Raw genomic sequence first — 21,251 nt, 5'->3', positions numbered from 1 at the left:
GGCGAACGGCGGAAACTGCGCCGTCCGAGTGCCCCCACTAGGCTCGATCCGACCGATGATCACCAGTGGAGGACCCGATGAGCCTTGAGCGCCCCGTTGCTCCCGACCCCTACTCGCTGCTGCCGGTGGTGCCGTCGTTCAGCGTGACGTCGACCGACGTGCGCGACGGCGAGACGCTGCCGCAGGCGCAGGTGTTCGCGGGCGGCAACACCTCGCCGCAGTTGAGCTGGTCCGGTTTCCCCGAGGCCACCAAGAGCTTCGTGGTGACGTGCTTCGACCCGGACGCGCCGACGCCGTCGGGGTTCTGGCACTGGGTGGCGGTGAACGTGCCCGCGTCGGTGACCGAACTGGCGACCGGTGCGGGTGAGGACGACAAGACGCTGCCGGGTGGCGCGTTCCACGTGCGCTCGGACTACGGCACGCGGGCGTTCGGCGGGGCGGCCCCGCCGGAGGGTGACCCGGCGCACCGGTACTTCTTCGCGGTGCACGCGGTGGACGTGGAGGCGCTCGACGTCGACGGGGACGCCTCGCCCGCCGTGGTGAGCTTCAACCTGGCGTTCCACACGCTGGCGCGGGCGATCATTACCCCTGTCTTTCGGCAGGACTAGTCGGGAATCGCACGGCCGTCCTGCCCGTTTGAGAGAGTAGGACCCTCACCTACCAGGCAGGACGGCATCGTGCGGCACTTCGACCTCGTCATCATCGGCAGCGGCTCCGGGAACTCGATCCCCGACGAGCGGTTCGCGGACCAGCAGATCGCGATCGTCGAGAAGGGCGTGTTCGGCGGCACCTGCCTGAACGTCGGGTGCATCCCGACGAAGATGTTCGTGCACACCGCGGACGTGGCCTCCACGCCGAAGGGCGCGGCGAAGTTCGGGGTCGACGAGCACCTGGACGGCGTGCGGTGGCCGGACGTGCGGGACCGGATCTTCGGGCGCATCGACCCCATCTCGGCGGGCGGGCTGCGCTGGCGGTCCGAGGACAACGCGAACGTGACCGTCTACCAGGGGACCGCGAAGTTCGTCGGCCCGAAGACGCTCGACACCGGCACCGGTGAGGTCATCACCGCCGACCGGTTCGCGATCGGCGCGGGCAGCAGGCCGGTCATCCCGGACGTCGTGGACCTCGACACGGTCGACTACCACACCAGCGACACCGTGATGCGGCTCGAGGAGCTGCCCAAGAGCATGATCATCCTGGGCAGCGGGTTCGTCGCGAACGAGTTCGCGCACGTGTTCTCGTCGTTCGGCGTGCGCGTCACGATGATCGCCCGCTCCGACCTGCTGCTGCGCCACGAGGACCGCGAGATCGCCGAGCGCTTCACCTCGCTCGCCGCCGAGAAGTGGGACGTCCGGTTGCAGCGCAAGACCGTGCGCGCCGAGCGCGTCGACGGCGGCCTCCGCCTGCACCTGGAGGGTCCGGACGGCGCGGAGGTCGTGGACGCCGAGACGCTGCTGATCGCCACCGGCCGCACCCCGAACACCGACCTGCTCGACCTGGGGCAGACCGGCGTGACGACGCACCCGGACGGCCGGATCGTCGTGGACGAGTACCAGAAGACCGTCGTGGACGGCATCTACGCGTTCGGCGACATCAGCTCCGAGTACCAGCTCAAGCACGTCGCGAACCACGAGAGCAAGGTCGTCCGGCACAACCTGCTGCACCCCGACGCGCCGATCGCCTCGGACCACCGGTACGTCCCGTCGGCCGTGTTCTCGTCACCGCAGATCGCGTCCGTCGGCCTCACCGAGGAGCAGGCGATCGAGCGGGGCGTCAGGTACGTGAAGGGCACGCAGGCGTACGCGTCGATCGCCTACGGCTGGGCCATGGAGGACCAGACCGGTTTCGCCAAGGTCCTCGCCGACCCGACCACCGGCGAACTGCTGGGCGCCCACATCATCGGCCCGCAGGCCCCGACCGTCATCCAGCCCCTCATCCAGGCCATGAGCTTCGGCCTGGACGCCCGCACGATGGCCAAGGGCCAGTACTGGATCCACCCGGCCATGCCGGAACTGGTCGAGAACGCCCTGCTGAACCTGCCGCTGGACTAGTCAGACGGTGCGTGGACGGCCCGCGATGGAGCCGAGTGCGGTCATCGAGGCCGTCCACGCACCGCCGCTCGCTCAGCGGTGGAAGGGCGCGTCCAGGTCGGCGCGGAACGCCGCCGAATCGATCACCGGCGCACGAACGGCGGCACGCGCCAGTTCGGCGCGCGGGACGAAGGTCCGGCGACCCGGCGGGACGGACGGCCCGCCGTCGCTGGTCACGACGAACACCTCACCACCCGCGCCGGCGCGGACGATCGCGTCGCGGTCGCTGCGCGGCTCGTGCCCGGTGATCTCCTTGCTCATGCGGCCGTTCTACACCGTGCGTGGACGGCCCGCGATGGAGCCGAGTGCGGTGAGGAGCACGACCAGGCCCGCCAGCACGACCATCGAGGTCGTCCACGCGCCCGTCGAGTCGCGCAGCAGCCCGAACGCGAACGGGCCCGTGGCGGCCAGCAGGTAGCCGATGCTCTGGGTCATCGCGGACAGCCTGGCGGTGTCCGCGGTGGTCGACGAGCGCAGCGACACCATCACGATGGCGAGCGGGAACATGCCGCCCATGCCCAGGCCGACCAGCAGCACCCACAGGCCGGGCAGGGCACCGGGGGCGAAGGCGAGGCCCAGCACGCCGAGCAGGAGCAGCACGCCGAGGACGACCACCATCCCGGTCTGCGAGCGCCAGCGGGCGGCGAGCGGCGGGACGACGAAGCTGACCGGGACGCCCAGGACGACGGTGATGGCGAGCAGGAAGCCCGCGGTGGTGCGGTCGACGCCCGCGTCGCCGAGGATCGCGGGGAGCCAGCCCATCACGGTGTAGGCGAGCAGCGCCTGGGTGCCGAAAAACACCGTCATCACCCACGCCAGCGGGCTGCGCAGCAGCGAACGGCCAGGCGGCGGGCCGGTGACGCGGCCCGCGACGCCGCGGCGGGAGCCGGCCAGCCACAGCAGCAGTGCGGCGAGCGAGAGCAACGCCCACGTGCCGACGGCCAGGCGCCAGCTACCGAAGAACGCCTCCAGCGGCGGGGTGAGTGCGGCGCCGAGGCCCGCGCCCGCGGCCATCGACGCGGTGTAGATGCCGGTGATGACACCGATATTCGTGGGGAACGAGTCCTTCACGACGACGGGGATGAGGACGTTGCAGACGGCGATGCCCGAGCAGGCGATGAACGTGCCGCCGAGCACCACGAACGGGCCGTCGACGACGCGGAGCAGCAACCCGAGCGTGAGCACGAGGAGGGCGCCGCCGACCGCTCGCTTCAGGCCGAGCCGCCTGCCCACCCACGGTGCGGCGAAGGCCGCGGCGCCGAAGCAGAGAACGGGAACGGCGGTCAGCAGGCTCGTCCAGCCCGCCGAGACGCCGAGCCCGGCCCTGACGTCGCCCAGGACCGACGCGAGACTGGTGACGGCGGGTCGCAGGTTCGCTGCCGCGAGGGTGACGCCTGCCGCCAACAGGATGCCCCCGGTGACCGCCACTCGTTGGTGTCGTCCTACGGGTTCAGCCACTCCGTGTACCTGAACCGTCGCGGAAACACCACTATCGGTGGCAGTGTTGTCACTTGACGGTATCGATCGCGGAATCGTCACCCGACTACTGTCCCAGACATGGGATGTTCGGATGAAAGGACTTTGCTGTGCCATTGGCCACTACCCGGCGGGCGGGCCTCGTCGATCAGGTGATCGACCAGATGAGAGGTGCGATCAGCAGCGGCGAATGGCCTGTCGGCCGCCGCATCCCGCCGGAGCCGGAGCTGGTGCAGGCTCTCGGCGTCGGGCGCAACACGGTGCGCGAGGCCGTGCGAGCGCTTTCCCACGCGGGTTTGCTGGAGGTGCGGCAGGGCGACGGCACGTTCGTCCGCGCCACGAGCGAGATCTCCGGCGCGGTGCGGCGGCTGTGCGGCACCGAGCTGCGCGAGGTGCTCCAGGTGCGCCGCACGCTGGAGGTCGAGGGCGCGAGGCTGGCCGCGACGCACCGGACCGACGACGAGCTGCGCAGGTTGACCGCGCTGCTGGCGGAGCGCGACGCGGCCATGGCCGCCAAGGACTGGGAGCGGATGATCGAGCACGACGCCGCCTTCCACGGGCTGCTCGTCCAAGCGTCGCACAACACGCTCCTCACCGAGCTGTACCGCGGTTTGAACGAAACCGTGCGCGCGAGCATCACGGCGACCGTGGACGAGGACCTCGACCCGCCGGTGTCCCACATGGGCCTGCTGGACGCCGTGCGCGACCGCGACCCGATCCGCGCGGCGGCCGAGGCAAGCGGTTTCCTGGAGGACATCCTGCAACGACACGGCGAGTGAGGTCGCGGACTGGAACAGTCCGCGATCATCCCTATGGTGTGAACCCATGGAGCCCTATCGCATCGAGATCCCGCAGACGCAACTCGACGACCTCCAGGCCCGGCTCGCGAACACCCGCTGGCCCGCTGAACCCGATGCCACCGCCTGGGCAGACGGCGTGCCCGTCGACTACCTGAAGGACCTCGTCGAGCACTGGCGCACGCGCTACGACTGGCGCGCCTGGGAAGCGCGGCTCAACGCGTTCCCCCAGTTCACGACGACCATCGACGGCGCGAACATCCACTTCCTGCACGTCCGCTCCGCCACCGAGGACGCGCTGCCGCTGATCGTCACCCACGGCTGGCCCGGCTCCGTCGTCGAGTTCCTGGACGTGGTCGAGCCGCTGTCCCGCGACTTCCACCTCGTCATCCCGTCCATGCCCAACTTCGGCTTCTCCGGCCCGACCGCGGACACCGGGTGGACCGTGCGGCGCATCGCGACCGCGTGGGCCGAACTGATGGCGCGGCTGGGCTACGACCGCTACGGCGCGCAGGGCGGCGACTGGGGGTCGATGATCTCGCGCGACCTCGGGATCGTGGACGCGGAGCACGTGGTCGGCGTGCACCTGAACTCGCTGATCACGATCCCCACCGACCTGGACGGCCTCACCCCGGACGAGCTGGCCCGGCTCGGCAAGCTCCGGAGGTTCGCCGAGGACATGGCGGGCTACCAGCGCATCCAGGGCACCCGACCGCAGACGCTCGCCTACGGGCTCACCGACTCCCCCGTCGGCCAGCTCGCGTGGATCGTCGAGAAGTTCAAGGAGTGGACCGGATCGGAGGACGCGCCGGAGGAAGCGGTCGACCGCGACGTCCTGCTCACCAACGTGATGGTCTACTGGCTCACCGGCACCGGCGGCTCGTCCGCCCGGATCTACAAGGAGACACTGGGTTCCGTGAACGAGGTCGAAGCGTCGACGACACCGACCGCGCTCGCCGTGTTCCCGGACGACGTCGCGCTGCCGGTGCGGAGCATCGCGGAGAAGACGAACAACATCGTGCGCTGGACGGAGTTCGACCGCGGCGGCCACTTCGCCGCGCTGGAGGAACCCGACCTGCTCGTCGAGGACGTCCGCGCGTTCTTCCGGAGCTCGTAGATGCTGACCACGCGCACGCTCAACCGCACCACGCTGGCCAGGCAGTTGCTGCTGGAACGGCACGACCTGCCGCCCGCGCAGGCGATCGAGCACCTGGTCGGGTTGCAGGCGCAGGCGACCTCGTCGCCGTACCTCGCGCTGTGGTCGCGGCTGGAGGGCTTCGACGCCGACGTGGTGGGCGCGATGCTGGTGGACCGCACGGCCGTCCGCACGACGCTGATGCGCGGCACCCTGCACCTCGTCACGGCACGGGACTGCGTGCGGCTGCGGCCGGTGCTGCAACCCATGCTCACCCGCACGGGCACCGCCAACTTCGCCCGCGGCCGGGAGGACGTCGACCTGGCGGCGATGGTCGCCGCCGCCAGACCCCTCCTCGACGCCCAGCCGCTGACGAACGCCCAACTGGGCGCGGCGCTGACCGAACGGTGGCCGGGGCACGGGATCACCGGGCTGGGCACCCTGCTCCAGCTCCTGCTGCCGCTGGTGCAGGTGCCGCCGCGCGGCGTGTTCGGCCGCGGCGGGGCGCCGCTCAACGCCGTCGCGTCGACGTGGCTGGGCACGGACATCCCCGCGTCGGCCGACCCGGACGAGGCGGTGCTGCGGTACCTGGCGGCGTTCGGGCCCGCGACGGCCGCCGACGTGACGGCGTGGTCGCGGCTGACGAACCTGCGGCCGGTGATCGCCCGGCTGGACCTGACGACCTACCGCGACGAGGCCGGACGGGTGCTGCTGGACGTGCCGGACGGCGTGCTCACCGACCCGGAAACCCCTGTGCCACCACGGTTCCTGCCCGACTTCGACAACGTCCTGCTGTCGCACGCCGACCGGACGCGGATCATGAGCGACGAGCACCGCAAGCGCTGGGGCGCGGTGGCGAACGCCGTGTTCCCGCCCAGTTTCCTGCTCGACGGGTTCCTCAGCGGCACCTGGAAGGCCGACAAGGGCGTCCTCACCATCACGCCGTACCGCAAGGTGTCCAAAAAGGACCAAAACGCGCTCACGCGGGAAGGGTTGGCGCTGCTGGACTTCCTCGCGCCCGGCGAGGAGCACGACGTGCGGTTCGCCGACTGACCGCGCCGGTCACGGAACCACGTCGAGCAGTCCTGGATCGACCTCGCCCAACGCGGTGCTCCGCTGGTCCCAGCACCCCCTGAGCGACGCGAGGGTGGCGGTGATGGCGGGCCTCCTGCTGGCCTGGGCGCGCCACACCGCGAACAGCCTGCGCGTCGGCGTCGGGTGCAGCGGCACGGCGCGCACGGTCGGCGGCAGCGCGCCCCGGCCGAGCCTGGGCAGCAGGCCGACGCCGACGCCGCGCGCCAGCAGGGCGATCTGGGTCTCGTACTCGCCGACCCGGTGCGCCAGGTCCGGTTCGATGCCCGCGCCGCGGAACGTCTTGATCAGCCAGTCGTGGCAGATCGTGCCCTCCGGCTGGCAGATCCAGCGCTGGCCGGCCAGGTCGTCCGGCACGAGGAACGGCCGGTCGGCGAGCGGGTGCGCCGCGGGCAGCAGCACGTCCGCGTAGTCCTGGCCCAACGTGGTGCGGGACAACGACTCCGGCACGGCCAGCGGGGTGTTGACCCAGTCGTGGGTGACGGCCATGTCCAGTTCGCCGCGGGCCACGGCCTCCAGCGCGACCGGCGGGTCCAGCTCGACCGTGCGGACGTCCAGTGCCGGGTGGTGGGCGATCAGGTCGACCAGGACGACCGGCAGCAGGCCGCGCGCGGCCGTGGCGAAGGCGCCGATGGTCAGCGTGCCGACGGCCGCGCCGCGCTGCTCCTCCAGCGTCACCTCGGCCTCCTCGACCAGCGCCAGCACCTGCGCGGCGGTGGCGGCGAGCCCGTACGCGGCGTCGGTCAGCACGACGCCGCGGCCTCGGCGTTCCAGCAGCGTGGTGCGGGTCTCGCGTTCCAGCTTGGCGATCTGCTGGGACACCGCGGAGGGCGTGAAGCCCAGCACGGAGGCCGCCGCGCCAACCGAGCCGTGGGTCGCGACGGCGTGCAGCGCGCGGAGTCTGCCGAGGTCCATCATGTAGCAATGCTAAACCCTTGGGTGAAGCAGATATCGCTAGTGCTTAACGATCGGGGCTCCCAGACTCGGACGGGTGAAACCACGGCACGCCGCTCTCGCGGTCCTCGTCGCGGCCATCTGGGGCGTCAACTTCGTCGCCATCAAGATCGGCCTCCAGAACTTCCCCCCGCTGCTGTTCTCCGGCCTCCGCTTCCTCGCAGCCGCCGTGCCCGCCCTGTTCTTCGTCGGCCCGCCGAGGGTCGCGTGGAAGTGGGTGGTCGCGGTCGGACTGGTCCTCGGCGTCGCGAAGTTCGGTTTCGTGTTCACCGGCATGGACGCCGGGATGCCCGCGGGGCTGTCCTCGCTGGTGCTCCAGAGCCAGGCGATCTTCACCGTGGTGTTCGCGGCCGCGCTGCTGCGCGAACGGCCGCGCCGCACGCAGTTGATCGGCATCGGGGTCGCCTCGGTCGGCATCCTGGTGATCGCGCTCGACTACGGCGTCGGCAGCCCGCTCGGCGCCTTCGCGCTGGTGATCGCGGGCGCGGCCTGCTGGGGGCTGTCCAACGTGATCACCCGCTACGCGAAGCCGCCGGACGCGCTGAGCTTCATCGTCTGGGTCAGCGCGGTCGCCGTCCTGCCGCTGCTGGGGCTGTCGCTGCTGGTCGAGGGCGTCGACACGGACCTGGCCGCGCTGGCGGCGTTCGACTGGTCGGGTGCGGCGACGCTCGGTTTCGTCGCGTGGATCTCCACGCTGCTCGGCTTCGGCCTGTGGGGGTTCCTGCTGCGCGAGTACGACGCCAGCACCGTGGCGCCGTTCTCGCTGCTGGTGCCGGTCGCGGGCATGCTGTCCGCGTGGCTCGTCCTCGGCGAGGCGCTGACGCCGCTCCGCTGCACGGCCGCGCTGCTGGTGATCGCGGGCATGGCGAGCACCGCGATCAAGCCCCGTCAGCGCGAACTCGTGCTCACCTAGTCGCGGCCTCCCTCGCCTGGTTGATCAGCGTCAGCGTCTGCCCGAGCTGGGTGATGGCCTCCTTGAAGCCGTCCACCATCACCTGCGAGTCGCCCTCGCCCCCGCGGTAGATCTTCACGCACTCGCTCGCGCCGGGCACGAGCGCCGCCAGCCCGGCCTTCCAGGTCCTGGCCACCTCGGGGCTTGGCGGTTCGGGGAACGCCGCCGCCTCCTCGGCCCGCGCGCGGGCCCGGTCGCACGTCTCCAGGATCAGCGCGGGATCCTCCGCGGCGAACGCCTTGAACACCGCGTCGTTGGCGTTCACGACCGCCGTGTACCGGTCGAACCCGCCGCCGTACGCCCACGTGTTCACCGCCTCGTCGACGTCGACGACCTGTTCGGGGCCCGCGTCGGGCAGGAGCAGCGCCGCCTGCGGGGCCTTCGGCCACCAGACGACCGCGACGGCCGACACCACCAGCACCAAGGCCACCACGACCCGGCCGGAACCCTCTCGCGGGACGACGACGTCCCGCGAGAACACCGCGCCCACCAGGGCCGCCACCACGCCGAGCACCGGCAGCACCTGGAACGGCCGCGCGGCCAGCACGCTGTCGACCTGCCAGTCCGCCAGGTGCAGCGCCCAGGTGCCCAGGCAGCCGACCAGTCCGACGACCCACGTCGCGAGCAGTGCCGTGACCACCTCGGACCGCCGCGCGACGACCACGGCCACCAACACCTGGACGGCGAAGACTGCCACCAGTTCCCACGCCGCCCGCACCGTCGCGGCCTCCGGCGTGGAGCCCGCGGTGAGCGTCAGCACCACCGCGACCACGCCCCACACCGCCCCGCCGAGCAGCCCGGCGAGCACGCCGAGCCGCGCCGATCCCCGGCCCAGCAGCAACGGCACCAGCCACAGCACCGCCACCGCCGCGGCGGTGAGGACCCGGTCGGAGTTCAGCAGGAACGGCACCACCACGACCCCGGCGACCCGGCCGTACCCGCTCACCAGGTCGTAGGCGACGGCCAGGTAGTCGCGCCACACGACGCCCGCGAGCGTGATCTCCCGGAACCAGCCGAGGAAGCTCACGCACACCAGGACGACGGCGGCGGCCGACAGCGCGCCGCGCAGGCTCCGCACGGCGTCGCCAAGCCGCACCGCGACCAACCCCGCCCACCCGCAGACGAGCACGGTCACCAGCACGAGCACCCCGGCGGCCAGCACCGACAGCGGGCTGGTCGGGGTCAGCACGCCCGCCTGCGACAGCTCCAGCTCGACGCCGACCACCAAGCCCAGCCCCAACCCCAGGCCCGGTCGCAGGAACGTCCACCGCCCGGTGCCGCCCGCCCGCAGGTAGGCGGCTCCGCGCCAGGCGATCACGCACACCAGCGTGGCGACCGCGACGCCCCACACCACCCGCATCACCAGGAACGACTCGTTGCCCGACCGGTACCAGTCGATCTTCGACAGCCCGTCGACCAGGTGCGACCACGCGAGCTGCACGGCGACACCGCTCGCCAGCGCTTCGAGGAACCCGTTGCGCAGCAACGACTTCGGATCGCTCATCGCCGCGTTCCGCGCGGCCAGCGACGGGTGGATCGCCACCCACCGCAGCACGCGGCGGTGGTCCGGTACGGCCCGGAGCGTCCGGTACGGGTCGGCGTCGCCCGTCCACACCGCGACCAGCGCGTCGGCGTAGCGCTCACGGGACCGCAGCACCGCCGTGCGCGCCAGGTAGACCAGCACCACCAGCAGCACGACCCGCACGACGATGCCGGTGGTCACCGGCGAGTCGAGGTTCGAGAAGTCCCAGCCCAGCAACGGGTCCACGACGAGGACCAGGTACGGCAGCAGCACGACGGCCAGCAGCGCGCGCCACGCGGAGAGGGTCGCGTAGGTGGTCGTCACGTCGCCGTTGCGCACGTGCGCCAACTCGTGCAGCACCACCGCGTCGAAGCCCGCCCGGTCGCGATCCAGCAGCGCGACGAGCCCGGCGTCCAGGCACACCACGGGTTTGCGGCTGCTGCCGAACGCCACCCCACCCGCCCGCGAGCTCGCCGCGTCGAGCCGGAACTCCGGCGCCTTCGCCAGTCCGGCCCGCGCGACCAGCTCGTCCAGCGGTCCGCTCAGCTTCGCCCACAGCGCGGGGAACGAGTCGAGCCGCTCCAGCCCCGACCGGCGGATCCGCCACTTCGGCCAGGCGACGTAGACCGCGGTGGCGACGAGCAGGAGCAGCACCACCCCGCCGACCAGCCAGCCGAGCCGGGGCGCGAAGAAACCGGACATGCAGTCCCGGTAGGCCGCCCACTTCGACTCGTCGGGGTCGACGCTGCCGGTCGACGTCAGGTACAGGTCCGCCCGCACCTGGCAGCTCGCGTCGTCCAGGAAGGTCCTTGGCGGCCAGGTCGCGGCGAACGCGCCCGCGACGAACCAGGTGGTCGCGAGCGCGAGCGCCACGAGCGTGCCGAAGCGCAGCGTCGTGCCGGAGGGCGTGCGCAGTAACTCCGGTCTGTCCGTCTCCACTACAGCTCGCGTTCGAGGGTTGCCCGGAGCGTGTCGCCGACCTTCTCGGCCAGGTCGTCGGCCACCCCGAGTTCCTTGGCGCGCTCGATCGCCAGCGCGCGCAGGCCGTCGAGCTGGTCCGCGGTGATCACGGGCGCCTCCTTGGAGCGGCGCAGGCGCTTGACCAGCTTGCCGCCGCGCTCCACGATCGCCTCACCGGTCTTGTCGAGCAGGTGCTCGTACACCGCGGTCGCGACGCCCAGCGCCACCGGCGACAGCAGGGCGATGGCGACGTCGATGCCCGAGCCCAGGATCGCGCCCGGCCGCTCGCGGTCGGACAGGACCTTCTTGGGGTCGCGGAGGTACGCCCGGCTGACGGGTTCGAACAGCGCGAGTTCGTCCGGCGCGAGGTCCTCCACCAGGCTGCGCGCGGTGTCGACGACGAAGTCCTGTCCGGTCATCCCACCTCCTCGGTCGAAGGTTCCTGTCTAGTCCGAGATCAACTCGGGCACACTCGTCCATTGTGGTGATCGTCGATCTCCCGGTGGCGCGATTCGGGAAACTGGTGCGTCACGCGGGCGCGCCGGGCGGCACGAACGGCAGCCCCGCGGGTGCGCCGCTCGCGAGCAGGCGGAGCACGGCGTCGGTGTCCAGGTGGTCCGCGACCAGGTCGCCGAGCAGGTCGAGCTGGGCGGCGCGGGCCGCGGCGAAGTCGACGTCGGCGGCGGGCTTGAAGCCGTCCCGGCCCGACCTGTCCGCCGCCCAGCGCAGGAACGCCCGCCGGAACCCGTCGTTCTCCAGCAGGCCGTGCCAGTGCGTGCCCGCGACCGACCCGGTCAGGACGCCCTCGCCCGTCCCGTCGGGCAGCGTCACGAGGGTGTCGAGGTCACCGCGCCGCGCGACCTGGCCGTGGTGGATCTCGTAGCCGGTGACGGGCTCGTCGAACGCCGTGCCCGTCGGCCGGTGGAGCGTCTTGGCGGGCTCGAAGCGGACGTCGAGGTCCAGCAGGCCGAGACCGTCGACGGTGCCCGCCCGCGACTCCACGGCGTCCTCGATCCGCGCGCCGAGCATCTGGAACCCGCCGCACACCCCGAGCACCGGCAGACCGCGCCGGGCGTGCGAGGTGATCGCGTCGGCCAGACCCGTCGAGCGCAGCCACGCCAGGTCCGCCACGGTGGCCTTGGAACCGGGCAGCACCACCAGGTCCGCGTCCGCGATCCGCGACGGCTCCGTGACGAACCGGACCGACACGCCCGGTTCGCACGCCAGCGCCTCCACGTCCGTCGCGTTGGAGATCCGCGGCAGCCGCACGACCGCGACCCGCAGCCACTGCTCGCCGACGGGTGGACGCGGCCTGCCGATCACGCCGTCCGCGCTGTAGGACAGCGAGTCCTCGGCGTCCAGCCACAGCTCCTCCCGCCACGGCAGCACGCCGTACACGGGACGGCCGGTGAGCGCCCGCAACTGGTGCAGCCCCGGTTCCAGCAGCGCCGGGTCGCCGCGGAACTTGTTGACCACGAACCCGGTCACCAGCGCCTGGTCGGCCGGGTCGAGCAGCGCGAGCGTGCCGAACAGGTGCGCGAACACACCCCCGCGGTCGATGTCGCCGACGACCAGCACCGGCAGGCCCGCCGCCCGCGCCAGCCCCATGTTGGCGATGTCGTTGGCCCGCAGGTTGATCTCGGTCGGCGACCCGGCGCCCTCGCAGACCACGGCCTCGTAGTCGTTCCGCAGCGAGTCCAAAGTGGACAGCACCGTGCGGAGCAGGTCGGCCTTGCGCTCGCGGTAGGACAGCGCGGACACCTCGCCGACCGCGCGGCCCAGCACGACGACCTGCGACGTGCGGTCGCCGCCGGGCTTGAGCAGCACCGGGTTGAACCGGACGCTGGGCTCCAGCCCGCACGCCGCCGCCTGCACGGCCTGCGCCCGGCCGATCTCGCCGCCGTCGGGCGTGACCACCGAGTTGTTCGACATGTTCTGCGCCTTGAACGGCGCCACCCGGACCCCGGTGCGCGCCAGCCAGCGGCACAGCCCGGCCACCAGGACGCTCTTGCCCGCGTCCGAGGTGGTCCCGGCCACCAGCAGCGCACCCGTCACGACCGCACTCCCCCCGTCCACCGGCTCAGACTGACATCATTCCCCCCATGGTCGACGTTCCCGCCACCACGGTCCTGGTGCACAGCCCCTTCCTCGGACCCGCCACCTTCCGGCCCCTCGCCGACGCGCTCACCGCGCACGGCCACCCGGTGGTGCTGCTCGACCTGCGGGTGAGCGTCAACTCCGCGCCCGTGCACCAGCGGATGATCGGCGAGTTCGCCGACGCCGTCGACGACGCGGACGTCGACGGCGAGGTGGTCCTCGTGGGCCACAGCGGTGCCGGTCCGCTGCTGCCCGCGTTCGCCGACGCGCTGGAGACCCCGGTCGGCGCCCTCGTCTACCTCGACGCCCACCTGCCGACGCCCGGCAGGAGCTGGCGCGAGACGTTCTCGCCGGAACTGATGGCGCACATGCGGAAGATCTCCCGCGAGGACGTCATGCCCCGCTGGGACCGCTGGTTCCCGCCGGAGGTGCTGCCCGCGCTCATCCCGGACCCCGCGCAGCTCGCGGAGATCCTGGAGGAGGCGCCAGAGGTGCCGCTGGAGTTCCTGAAGGAGCAGCGGCCGTCCGTGCCGTGGTCGGGCCCCTCGGCGTACCTGAGGCTCAGCGCGGAGTACACCGACGCGGCCACCGCGGCGGCGGAACTGGGCTGGCCGGTCAGCGAGCTGGACCTGCACCACCTGGCGGCGGCGACCCACCCGGAGCAGGTCGCCGCGGCGCTGGTGGCGCTGCTCAGCAGACTGTGAGGATCTCGGCCCCGTCCTCGGTGACCAGGATCGTGTGCTCGAACTGAGCGGTCCAGCTCTTGTCCTTGGTGGTGATCGTCCAGTCGTCGGCCCACGTGTCGTGCTCGATCCCGCCGAGCGTGATCATCGGCTCGATCGTGAACGTCATGCCCGTCTCGATCACCGTCGGCACGTGCGGCGCGTCGTAGTGCAGCACCACCAGGCCGCTGTGGAACGACCGGCCGATGCCGTGCCCGGTGAAGTCGCGCACCACGCCGTAGCCGAACCGGTTCGCGTAGGCCTCGATGACCCGGCCCACCACGTTCAACTGGCGCCCCGGCTTCACGGCCTTGATCGCCCGCATCGTCGCCTCGTGCGTGCGCTCGACCAGCAGCCGGTTCTCCTCGCTGACGTTGCCCGCCAGGAAGGTCGCGTTCGTGTCGCCGTGCACGCCGCCGATGTAGGCGGTCACGTCGATGTTCACGATGTCGCCGTCCTCCACCACCGTGGAGTCCGGGATGCCGTGGCAGATGACCTCGTTCAGCGAGGTGCAGCACGACTTCGGGAAGCCCCGGTAGCCGAGCGTCGACGGGTACGCCCCGTTGTCGCACAGGAACTCGTGCGCCACCGCGTCGATCTCGTCCGTGGTCACACCGGGCACCACGACCTTGCCCGCCTCCTGCAACGCCTGCGCGCCCAACCGACCCGCGACCCGCATGGCCTCGATCACCTCGGGCGGCTGCACCCACGGCTCGTTGCCCCGCGTCGGACCCGGCTTGCCCACGTACTCGGGGCGGGCTATCGAGGCGGGCACGGAACGGCGGGGGGACAGCTCACCTGGCTTCAGGACGGCACGCACGGACATGCCCTCCACAGTACGGCGCGATACCGGACGCGTGTCACGTGGTCAGGACGTCGTCCCACCAGGCGGCAACTACACGTCAGCCCAACGCCCGCAGGAACTTCCCGGTCACCTCCACCGCCGGGAGGGAGGAGTTGGCGCCCAGCACGAGGGTGGCGAAGGCCAGGTCGCCCTTGTAGCCGACGAACCAGCCGTGGGAGTTGACGCCGTCGCCGAACTGGGCCGTGCCGGTCTTGCCGCGCGCTTCCGGCAGGTCGGCGAGGAGTTGGGCGGTGCCGACCTCGACCACCTCGCGCATCATCTGGCGGACCGGCTCCAGCACCGTCGGCGGGATGGTCTCCGATGGTCGGTCGACCTTGGTCTCCTGGCCGCGCAGCAGGGAGGGGACGGGCTGCTTGCCGCTCGCGACGGTGGCCGCCACCATGGCCATCCCGAACGGGCTGGCCAGGACCTTGCCCTGGCCGAAGCCGTCCTCGGCCCGTTCCACCACGTCGGTCGCGGGGGGAACGGACCCGGTGATCGTGGTGATGGCGGGGATCTCGAAGTCGACGCCCAGGCCGAGCTTGCCCGCCGTCTTGGTGAGGCCGTCGGCGGGCAGGGCCGCGGCGATCTCGGCGAACGTCGTGTTGCAGGAGAAGGCGAACGCGCTGTGCAGCGGGATCGTGCCCTTGTCGAAGTCGTGGTCGTTCGGCACGACCCGGCGGCCGTCGATGGTGGTCTTGCCGGGGCACGGCACGGGGGTGTCGCCCTGGACCTTGCCGTCCTCCAGCGCCGCGACCGCGGAGACGATCTTGAACGTGGAGCCGGGCGCGAACTGGCCGGTGAGGGCGATGGGCCCCTGGACGTCGGCGGGCCCGTTCTGCGCCACGGCGAGGACGTCGCCGGTCGACGGCTGGATCGCCACCAGCATCGCGGGTTCCGCCACCGGTTCCACGGCGTCCTCGGCCGCGACCTGGATGGCCTTGCCGAGCGCGGACTTCACCGCCTGCGCGGGCTCGGAAGCCTTCTCGTAGAGGCCTTCCAGCTCGTCACCGCCCGCGGCCACGGTGTAGACGCGGAACCCGGAACGGCCCGCGACCTGCTCCTCCACCGACTTGCGGATGGCGGGGAGGATCTGGGAGCCGAAGTTCTTCACCGGCGGCAGGAGGCTGGTCCTGCTGGTGAACCGGACGCCGGGCAGGTCGTAGATCTGCGGCTTCACCGCCTGGTAGTCCGCATCGCGAAGGGCCGCCACCTGGTAAACCTGCCCCTCTGGCACGCCCGCCGCCCCGTCGGTGATCGACTGCTGGGTGATCGCCTTGTCGAACGGGGTCAACGCGGTGGCCAGCGCCGCGGTGACGGCGGGCAGGTCGGTGGCCTCCTTGCGGTCCAGCAGGACCGACACGACCGCCTCGGGCGCCAGCAGCGGTTCCCCGTCGCGGTCCAGGACGGGCGCGAGGTTCGGGGTCAGCTCGGCGACGGCGAGGCTCTGCTGCGCGGCCAGCTTCGGGTGCACCAGCGACGGCAGCCAGTGGACCTTCCAGTCGTCGTCGTCCCGGCGCAGCTCGACCTTGCTCTGGTAGTTCCAGACGTGGCCGTGGCCCACGTTCCAGTCGTAGGTGACGGTCGCCTCGGCGGTGGAGCCCTCACCGGCGGCGTTGCGGACCTGCTCGACCTTGACGGCCAACGACTCGGGTTTCAGCGCCGTGCGCACCTTGTCCAGGACGTCCTTGGCCTGGCCGGGATCGTCCGTGAGCGCCGCGGCGGCCTGGGTGTCACCGCTGGAGAGGCGGGCCACGAAGTCCGAGGTGATCTGGTCGGGACCAGGCCTCGACTCGAACAGGCCACAGCCGGTCACGACCAGCAGGGCGCTCAACACGACGGTCAACTCAGGGTTCACCCGCACGGCGGCAGTATGCCGCACCGCGTCAGAAGAGCACCGTGGCGTACTGGCCCACCTGGGTGAAGCCGATCCGTCGGTACGCGGCCCGCGCGGCGTCGTTGTAGCCGTTCACGTAGAGGCTGGCGGTCCGGCCCAGCCCCCGGACCAGCCGGTCGGCCACCGTGGCGGTGGCCGCCGTGCCGATGCCCTGACCCCGCCGGTCCGGCCGGACCCACACGCCCTGGATCTGGCCGACCTTGCTGGAGAGCGCGCCGATCTCGGCCTTGAAGACGACCTCGCCGTTCTCGAACCGGGCGAACGCCCGTCCGCCCGCGATGAGTTCGGAGACCCTGGCCCGGTAGCTGGTGCCGCCGTCCTCGGCGCAGGGGTCCACGCCCACCTCCTCGATGAACATGGCGATGGCCGCGGGGAGGTACCGGTCCAGCTCGTCCGGCCGCACCGGGCGCACCAGCGGGTCCGGGGCGACGTCGGCCGCCTTGCCCAGCGCCATGAGCGGCTGGTCGTCGCGGACTTCCCGCGCGGGACCCCAGTCCGGCTGCAACTCCTGCCACAGCCCCAGCACCTGCTCGGCCGGGCCCACCAGGGAGGAGCACATGCGGCCCCGGCGCCTGGCCCGGTCGGCGAAGCTGCGCAGGGCCGAGGGGTTGCCCCTCAGCGGGATGAGGTTGGGGCCCGCGAAGCAGAGGCCGTCGACCCGCGCACCGCGCAGCGCCCGGTGGTCGCAGGCCCACACCTCGCCGCCGAGGCGCCACGGGTCGAGGCCCGCCACTTCGACGCGAGCGGCGACCATGCACGAGGCCACGGGATCGGCCTCCAACAACCCGAGCACTTCGGGCAAGTCCCGTCCGTCCAACAGCCGCGCACCGGCCAACCTGAGCACGTCTCCCAGCCTGCCAGATGAACGGTGGATCGCGCTTGCCCCCGTCTGGTCTCCTGGCGTGCTGACCGGGGCCTGATCACCGTCGACCGGTGTATCGGCGCACCCGCTCCGTGGCGGGTTCGACAGAGGAACGGCCACGCGGGGTGCGCGTGGCCGTTCCGGGACCTACCGTTCCGTCAGCTCACGCTGACCGCGGGCACCGAGCCCTCGACGGGTTCCATGTCCTCCGCGAGGCGCATGGCCTCCTCGATCAGGGTCTCCACGATCTGGTGCTCGGGAACGGTCTTGATGACCTTCCCCTTCACGAAGATCTGGCCCTTGCCGTTGCCGGAGGCGACACCCAGGTCGGCTTCGCGGGCCTCACCGGGGCCGTTCACGACGCAGCCCATGACGGCCACGCGCAGCGGGACCTCCATGCCTTCGAGGCCCGCGGTCACCTGCTCGGCCAGCGTGTACACGTCGACCTGCGCGCGACCGCAGGACGGGCAGGACACGATCTCCAGCTTGCGCGGGCGCAGGTTGAGCGACTGGAGGATCTGGATGCCCACCTTGACCTCCTCCACCGGAGGGGCCGAGAGGGAGACGCGGATGGTGTCGCCGATCCCCTGGCGGAGCAGCGCGCCGAACGCGACGGCGGACTTGATCGTGCCCTGGAACGCGGGACCGGCTTCCGTGACGCCGAGGTGGAGCGGGTAGTCGCACTGCTCCGCGAGGATCTCGTACGCGCGGATCATCACGACCGGGTCGTTGTGCTTGACCGAGATCTTGATGTCGTGGAAGTCGTGCTCGGCGAACAGCGACGCCTCCCACAGCGCCGACTCGGCCAGCGCCTCCGGCGTGGCCTTGCCGTGCTTGGCCATCAGCCTGGGGTCGAGGGAACCCGCGTTCACGCCGATGCGGATCGGCGTCCCGTGGTCCTTCGCGGCGGCGGCGATCTCCTTGACCTGGTCGTCGAACTTGCGGATGTTGCCGGGGTTCACCCGAACGGCCGCACAGCCCGCTTCGATGGCCGCGAAGACGTACTTCGGCTGGAAGTGGATGTCCGCGATGACCGGGATCTGCGACTTCTTCGCGATGGCGGCCAGCGCGTCCGCGTCGTCCTGCGACGGGCACGCCACGCGCACGATGTCGCAGCCGGACGCGGTGAGTTCCGCGATCTGCTGCAACGTCGCGTTGACGTCCGACGTCAGGGTCGTGGTCATCGACTGCACCGACACCGGGAACTCGCTGCCGACGCCTACCGAGCCCACCATGAGCTGCCGGGTCTTGCGACGCTCCGACAACACCGGCGGCGGCAATGCCGGCATACCGAGCATTACGCCGTCAGTCATGGAATAGCACCTCTCACTGGGGAAGCCTGATGGGGTTGACGAGGTCCGCGGTCACGGTCAACAGCGTGATGCCGCCACCGATGAAGATGACGAAGTAGGTGAGCGGGAGGAGCCGCATGTAGTTCACGGGTCCACCGGCGGGCTTGCCGCGGAGCCTGCGCAGCCAGTCTCGCACCCGTTCGTACAGGTTCACCGCGATGTGCCCACCATCGAGTGGAAGTAGCGGCAGGAGGTTGAACACACCGACGAAGAAGTTCAGGCCGGCGAGCATCAGCAGGAAGAACTGCCAGAGGCCCTGCTCGGCCGCGTCACCACCGAGCCTGCTGGCCCCGACGACGCTCACCGGGGACTCCAGGTCGCGCTCGCCGCCGCCGATCGCCTTGACCACGGCCGGGATCTTCTCCGGGAACCGCAGGAGGCCTTCCCAGGTGTTCGCGAACATCGTGCCGGTGAACGCGGTCGCGCCGCCGATCGCGGTGACCGGGTTGTACTCGAAGTTGGACATCCACCCGACGCCGATGGCGCCGACCTCGCGCTTCTCGGTGGAGCCGTCCTTCTTGCGGTACTCGCGGGTGACCTTGGGGACGTCCATCGTGACCTTGAGCTCCTGGCCGTCCCGCAGGACGGTGAACTCGGTCGGCCCGCTGCGCTGCTGGGTCTTCTCCAGCAGGTCCTGCCAGGTCGGCGTGGCCTGGCCCGCGACCGCGACGATCTCGTCCTTCGGCTGGATGCCCGCGCTCTTCGCGGGGGCAGGGGAACCGGCGACGCACGCGTCCGTCGTCGGACCGCTCTGCACGCAGTCGCTGACCGACGCGATGATCGGCTCGTTCTTGAGGTTCGGCAGGCCCATGGTCGCGGCCATCACGTAGAGCACGACGAAACCCACGATGAAGTGCGTGATCGAGCCCGCCGAGAGCACCACGACGCGCTTCCACGTCTTCTGCCTGAAGAAGGCGCGCGGGGCGTCGTCCGGGTGCACCTCGTCCAGCGCGGTCATGCCGGTGATCTCGCAGAACCCGCCCGCGGGGATGGCCTTGAGGCCGTACTCGGTCTCGCCCTTGCGGAACGACCAGATCTTCGGCCCGAACCCGACGAAGTAGCGGGTCACCTTCATGCCGAACGCCTTCGCGGTCAGCAGGTGGCCGAACTCGTGCAAGGCGATGGAGACGCCGATGAGCAGCGCGAACAACACGATGCCCAGGATGTTGACGACCACGTTCAGTCCCTTCCAGACTCCACCGAAGTGGCCACAAGTTCCCGTGCCCGTGCGCGCGCCCAGTCCTCGGCCGCCAAGACCTCGGCGACGTCCGCGGGCTCGTGCGCCCATCCATCCGCCTCGGCGAGCACTCGCGAGACAGTGTCCACGATGGAGGTGAAAGCCGTGTTGCCGTCGAGGAAGACGTCCACCGCCTCCTCGTTCGCGGCGTTGTACACCGCGGGCAGGCAGCCGCCCGTCGAGCCCGCGTGCCGGGCCAGCTCGACCGCCGGGAAGGTGTCGTCGTCCAGCGGCTCGAACGTCCACGCCGTCGGTACTTCGAAAGTACACCGGTTGGCGGCACCGGGGACGCGGTCCGGCCAGCCGAGGCCGAGCGCGATCGGCAGCTTCATGTCCGGCGGGCTGGCCTGCGCCAGCGTCGAGCCGTCGGTGAACGCGACCATGGAGTGCACGACCGACTGCGGGTGCACGACCACGTCGATCCGGTCGTAGGGGATGCCGAAGAGCAGGTGCGCCTCGATCAGCTCCAGGCCCTTGTTGATCAGGGTGGCCGAGTTGATGGTGATCACCGGGCCCATCGCCCACGTCGGGTGCGCCATCGCGTCCGCCGCGGTCACGCCCGCCAGCTCGGCGCGCGTGCGACCGCGGAACGGGCCGCCGGACGCGGTGAGGACCAGCCGGTCCACCTCGTCGGCCCGGCCGCCGCGCAGGCACTGCGCGAGCGCGGAGTGCTCGGAGTCGACGGAGACGAGCTGGCCGGGCTTGGCGGCGTTCAGCACCAGCGAGCCGCCCGCGATCAGCGACTCCTTGTTCGCCAGCGCCAGCAGCGCGCCGGTGTCCAGCGCGCGCAGCGTCGGCTCCAGGCCGCGCGAGCCGGTGATGGCGTTGAGCACCACGTCGGCGGGCGTCGAGTCGATGAGGTCGAGCACGGCGGACGGCCCGGCGAAGACGCGCGGCATCCGGAACTCGCCCTTGGCGTAGCCCCGGCGCTGCGCCTCGGCGTACAGGGCCAGCGTGACGTCCTCCGCCGCCGTGGCGCGGGAGACCGCGACCGCGCCGACGCCGAACTCGATCGCCTGGCGGGCCAGCGCGGCGGGGTCGGCCCCACCCGCGGCGATGCCCGCGACGGTGAACCGGTCGCGGTTGGCGGCGACCACTTCGAGCGCCTGGGTGCCGACCGAGCCGGTCGAACCGAGGAGGAGCACCGAGCGCGGAGCCGTGCTGAGCTGCGACGCCGGTCGTGGGGAGTTCGCGGAGGAGTCCATCACCGTCCATTGTTCCGGAAGCGACCTGATGGACCGCATGGCGGTACTCAGGTAACG

The 21,251-nt window shown here is 71.4% G+C and carries 19 protein-coding genes; 7 read left to right on the top strand and 12 right to left on the bottom strand.

The features are described from left to right. Positions 1-77: 77 nt before the first annotated feature. Together NZH93_RS37885 and NZH93_RS37880 are read left to right on the top strand one after the other, a co-directional pair. On the top strand, positions 78-608 hold the full coding sequence (locus NZH93_RS37885) for a YbhB/YbcL family Raf kinase inhibitor-like protein (RefSeq protein WP_259628110.1): 531 nt from the start codon (positions 78-80) through the stop codon (positions 606-608). Between the two features lie 69 nt (positions 609-677). Continuing rightward, the gene (locus NZH93_RS37880) at positions 678-2,051 is read left to right on the top strand and encodes a mycothione reductase (protein WP_259628109.1); all 1,374 of its coding nucleotides are present in this window, start codon (positions 678-680) and stop codon (positions 2,049-2,051) included. A gap of 72 nt (positions 2,052-2,123) precedes the next feature. On the opposite strand, the gene NZH93_RS37875 is transcribed toward NZH93_RS37880, so the two are convergent. Continuing rightward, positions 2,124-2,351: a prevent-host-death protein gene (locus NZH93_RS37875; protein ID WP_259628108.1), complete on the bottom strand. Its 228-nt coding sequence runs from the start codon at positions 2,349-2,351 to the stop codon at positions 2,124-2,126. Between the two features lie 9 nt (positions 2,352-2,360). Then, positions 2,361-3,518 (bottom strand): MFS transporter, encoded by a 1,158-nt coding sequence (locus tag NZH93_RS37870; RefSeq protein ID WP_259628107.1) that lies wholly within the window; start codon positions 3,516-3,518, stop codon positions 2,361-2,363. 158 nt (positions 3,519-3,676) lie between these two features. Between NZH93_RS37870 and NZH93_RS37865 the strand changes: the two genes are divergently transcribed. Genes NZH93_RS37865 through NZH93_RS37855 form a run of 3 tightly spaced genes read left to right on the top strand, consistent with a single transcriptional unit; the run spans position 3,677 to position 6,551 of the window. Further along, positions 3,677-4,345 carry a FadR/GntR family transcriptional regulator gene (locus NZH93_RS37865; protein ID WP_259628106.1) on the top strand — a complete coding sequence of 223 codons (669 nt, stop codon included), beginning with the start codon at positions 3,677-3,679 and terminating at the stop codon, positions 4,343-4,345. 46 nt (positions 4,346-4,391) lie between these two features. After that, a complete protein-coding gene (locus NZH93_RS37860; protein WP_259628105.1) occupies positions 4,392-5,480 on the top strand; it encodes an epoxide hydrolase family protein in 1,089 nt (362 codons plus the stop codon). Next, the gene (locus tag NZH93_RS37855) at positions 5,481-6,551 is read left to right on the top strand and encodes a winged helix DNA-binding domain-containing protein (protein ID WP_259628104.1); all 1,071 of its coding nucleotides are present in this window, start codon (positions 5,481-5,483) and stop codon (positions 6,549-6,551) included. 9 nt (positions 6,552-6,560) lie between these two features. Here NZH93_RS37855 and NZH93_RS37850 read toward each other — a convergent pair whose 3' ends face one another. Further along, positions 6,561-7,508 (bottom strand): LysR family transcriptional regulator, encoded by a 948-nt coding sequence (locus NZH93_RS37850; protein ID WP_259628103.1) that lies wholly within the window; start codon positions 7,506-7,508, stop codon positions 6,561-6,563. A 73-nt stretch (positions 7,509-7,581) separates the two neighbouring features. Here NZH93_RS37850 and NZH93_RS50995 point away from each other — a divergent pair, with 73 nt between their 5' ends. Beyond that, complete coding sequence (locus NZH93_RS50995) at positions 7,582-8,457, top strand: EamA family transporter (RefSeq protein ID WP_259628102.1); 876 nt, start codon at positions 7,582-7,584, stop codon at positions 8,455-8,457. On the opposite strand, the gene NZH93_RS37840 is transcribed toward NZH93_RS50995, so the two are convergent. The 3 genes from NZH93_RS37840 to NZH93_RS37830 form a co-directional block, all read right to left on the bottom strand. Then, positions 8,450-10,957 carry a M56 family metallopeptidase gene (locus tag NZH93_RS37840; RefSeq protein WP_259628101.1) on the bottom strand — a complete coding sequence of 836 codons (2,508 nt, stop codon included), beginning with the start codon at positions 10,955-10,957 and terminating at the stop codon, positions 8,450-8,452. The genes NZH93_RS50995 and NZH93_RS37840 overlap by 8 nt on opposite strands. Next, positions 10,957-11,397, bottom strand: coding sequence for a hypothetical protein (locus NZH93_RS37835; protein ID WP_259628100.1), 441 nt, complete (start codon positions 11,395-11,397; stop codon positions 10,957-10,959). Before NZH93_RS37835 ends, NZH93_RS37840 begins: the two co-directional genes overlap by 1 nt. Positions 11,398-11,506: 109 nt before the next feature. Then, positions 11,507-13,033 carry a cobyric acid synthase gene (locus tag NZH93_RS37830; protein WP_259628099.1) on the bottom strand — a complete coding sequence of 509 codons (1,527 nt, stop codon included), beginning with the start codon at positions 13,031-13,033 and terminating at the stop codon, positions 11,507-11,509. A 47-nt stretch (positions 13,034-13,080) separates the two neighbouring features. Here NZH93_RS37830 and NZH93_RS37825 point away from each other — a divergent pair, with 47 nt between their 5' ends. Beyond that, entirely contained in the window at positions 13,081-13,779 is a 699-nt protein-coding gene (locus NZH93_RS37825; protein WP_259628098.1) for a hypothetical protein, read from the top strand. On the opposite strand, the gene map is transcribed toward NZH93_RS37825, so the two are convergent. The 6 genes from map to dxr form a co-directional block, all read right to left on the bottom strand. After that, positions 13,766-14,623 carry a type I methionyl aminopeptidase gene (map, locus tag NZH93_RS37820; protein ID WP_259628097.1) on the bottom strand — a complete coding sequence of 286 codons (858 nt, stop codon included), beginning with the start codon at positions 14,621-14,623 and terminating at the stop codon, positions 13,766-13,768. The genes NZH93_RS37825 and map overlap by 14 nt on opposite strands. A 76-nt stretch (positions 14,624-14,699) precedes the next feature. Next, positions 14,700-16,505 (bottom strand): penicillin-binding transpeptidase domain-containing protein, encoded by a 1,806-nt coding sequence (locus NZH93_RS37815; protein WP_259628096.1) that lies wholly within the window; start codon positions 16,503-16,505, stop codon positions 14,700-14,702. Positions 16,506-16,527: 22 nt separating this feature from the next. Beyond that, complete coding sequence (locus NZH93_RS37810; RefSeq protein WP_259628095.1) at positions 16,528-17,382, bottom strand: GNAT family N-acetyltransferase; 855 nt, start codon at positions 17,380-17,382, stop codon at positions 16,528-16,530. Between the two features lie 176 nt (positions 17,383-17,558). Next, a complete protein-coding gene (gene ispG / locus NZH93_RS37805; RefSeq protein WP_259628094.1) occupies positions 17,559-18,713 on the bottom strand; it encodes a flavodoxin-dependent (E)-4-hydroxy-3-methylbut-2-enyl-diphosphate synthase in 1,155 nt (384 codons plus the stop codon). 13 nt (positions 18,714-18,726) lie between these two features. Next, positions 18,727-19,929: a M50 family metallopeptidase gene (locus NZH93_RS37800; protein WP_259628093.1), complete on the bottom strand. Its 1,203-nt coding sequence runs from the start codon at positions 19,927-19,929 to the stop codon at positions 18,727-18,729. 2 nt (positions 19,930-19,931) lie between these two features. Further along, the gene (gene dxr / locus NZH93_RS37795) at positions 19,932-21,194 is read right to left on the bottom strand and encodes a 1-deoxy-D-xylulose-5-phosphate reductoisomerase (RefSeq protein ID WP_259628092.1); all 1,263 of its coding nucleotides are present in this window, start codon (positions 21,192-21,194) and stop codon (positions 19,932-19,934) included. Positions 21,195-21,251: the final 57 nt, after the last annotated feature.

Origin of the sequence: Umezawaea endophytica (genome assembly GCF_025061645.1) — a bacterium.
In the GTDB taxonomy this organism is placed as follows: domain Bacteria; phylum Actinomycetota; class Actinomycetes; order Mycobacteriales; family Pseudonocardiaceae; genus Umezawaea; species Umezawaea endophytica.
This window is presented reverse-complemented; position numbering and strand designations above follow the sequence as displayed.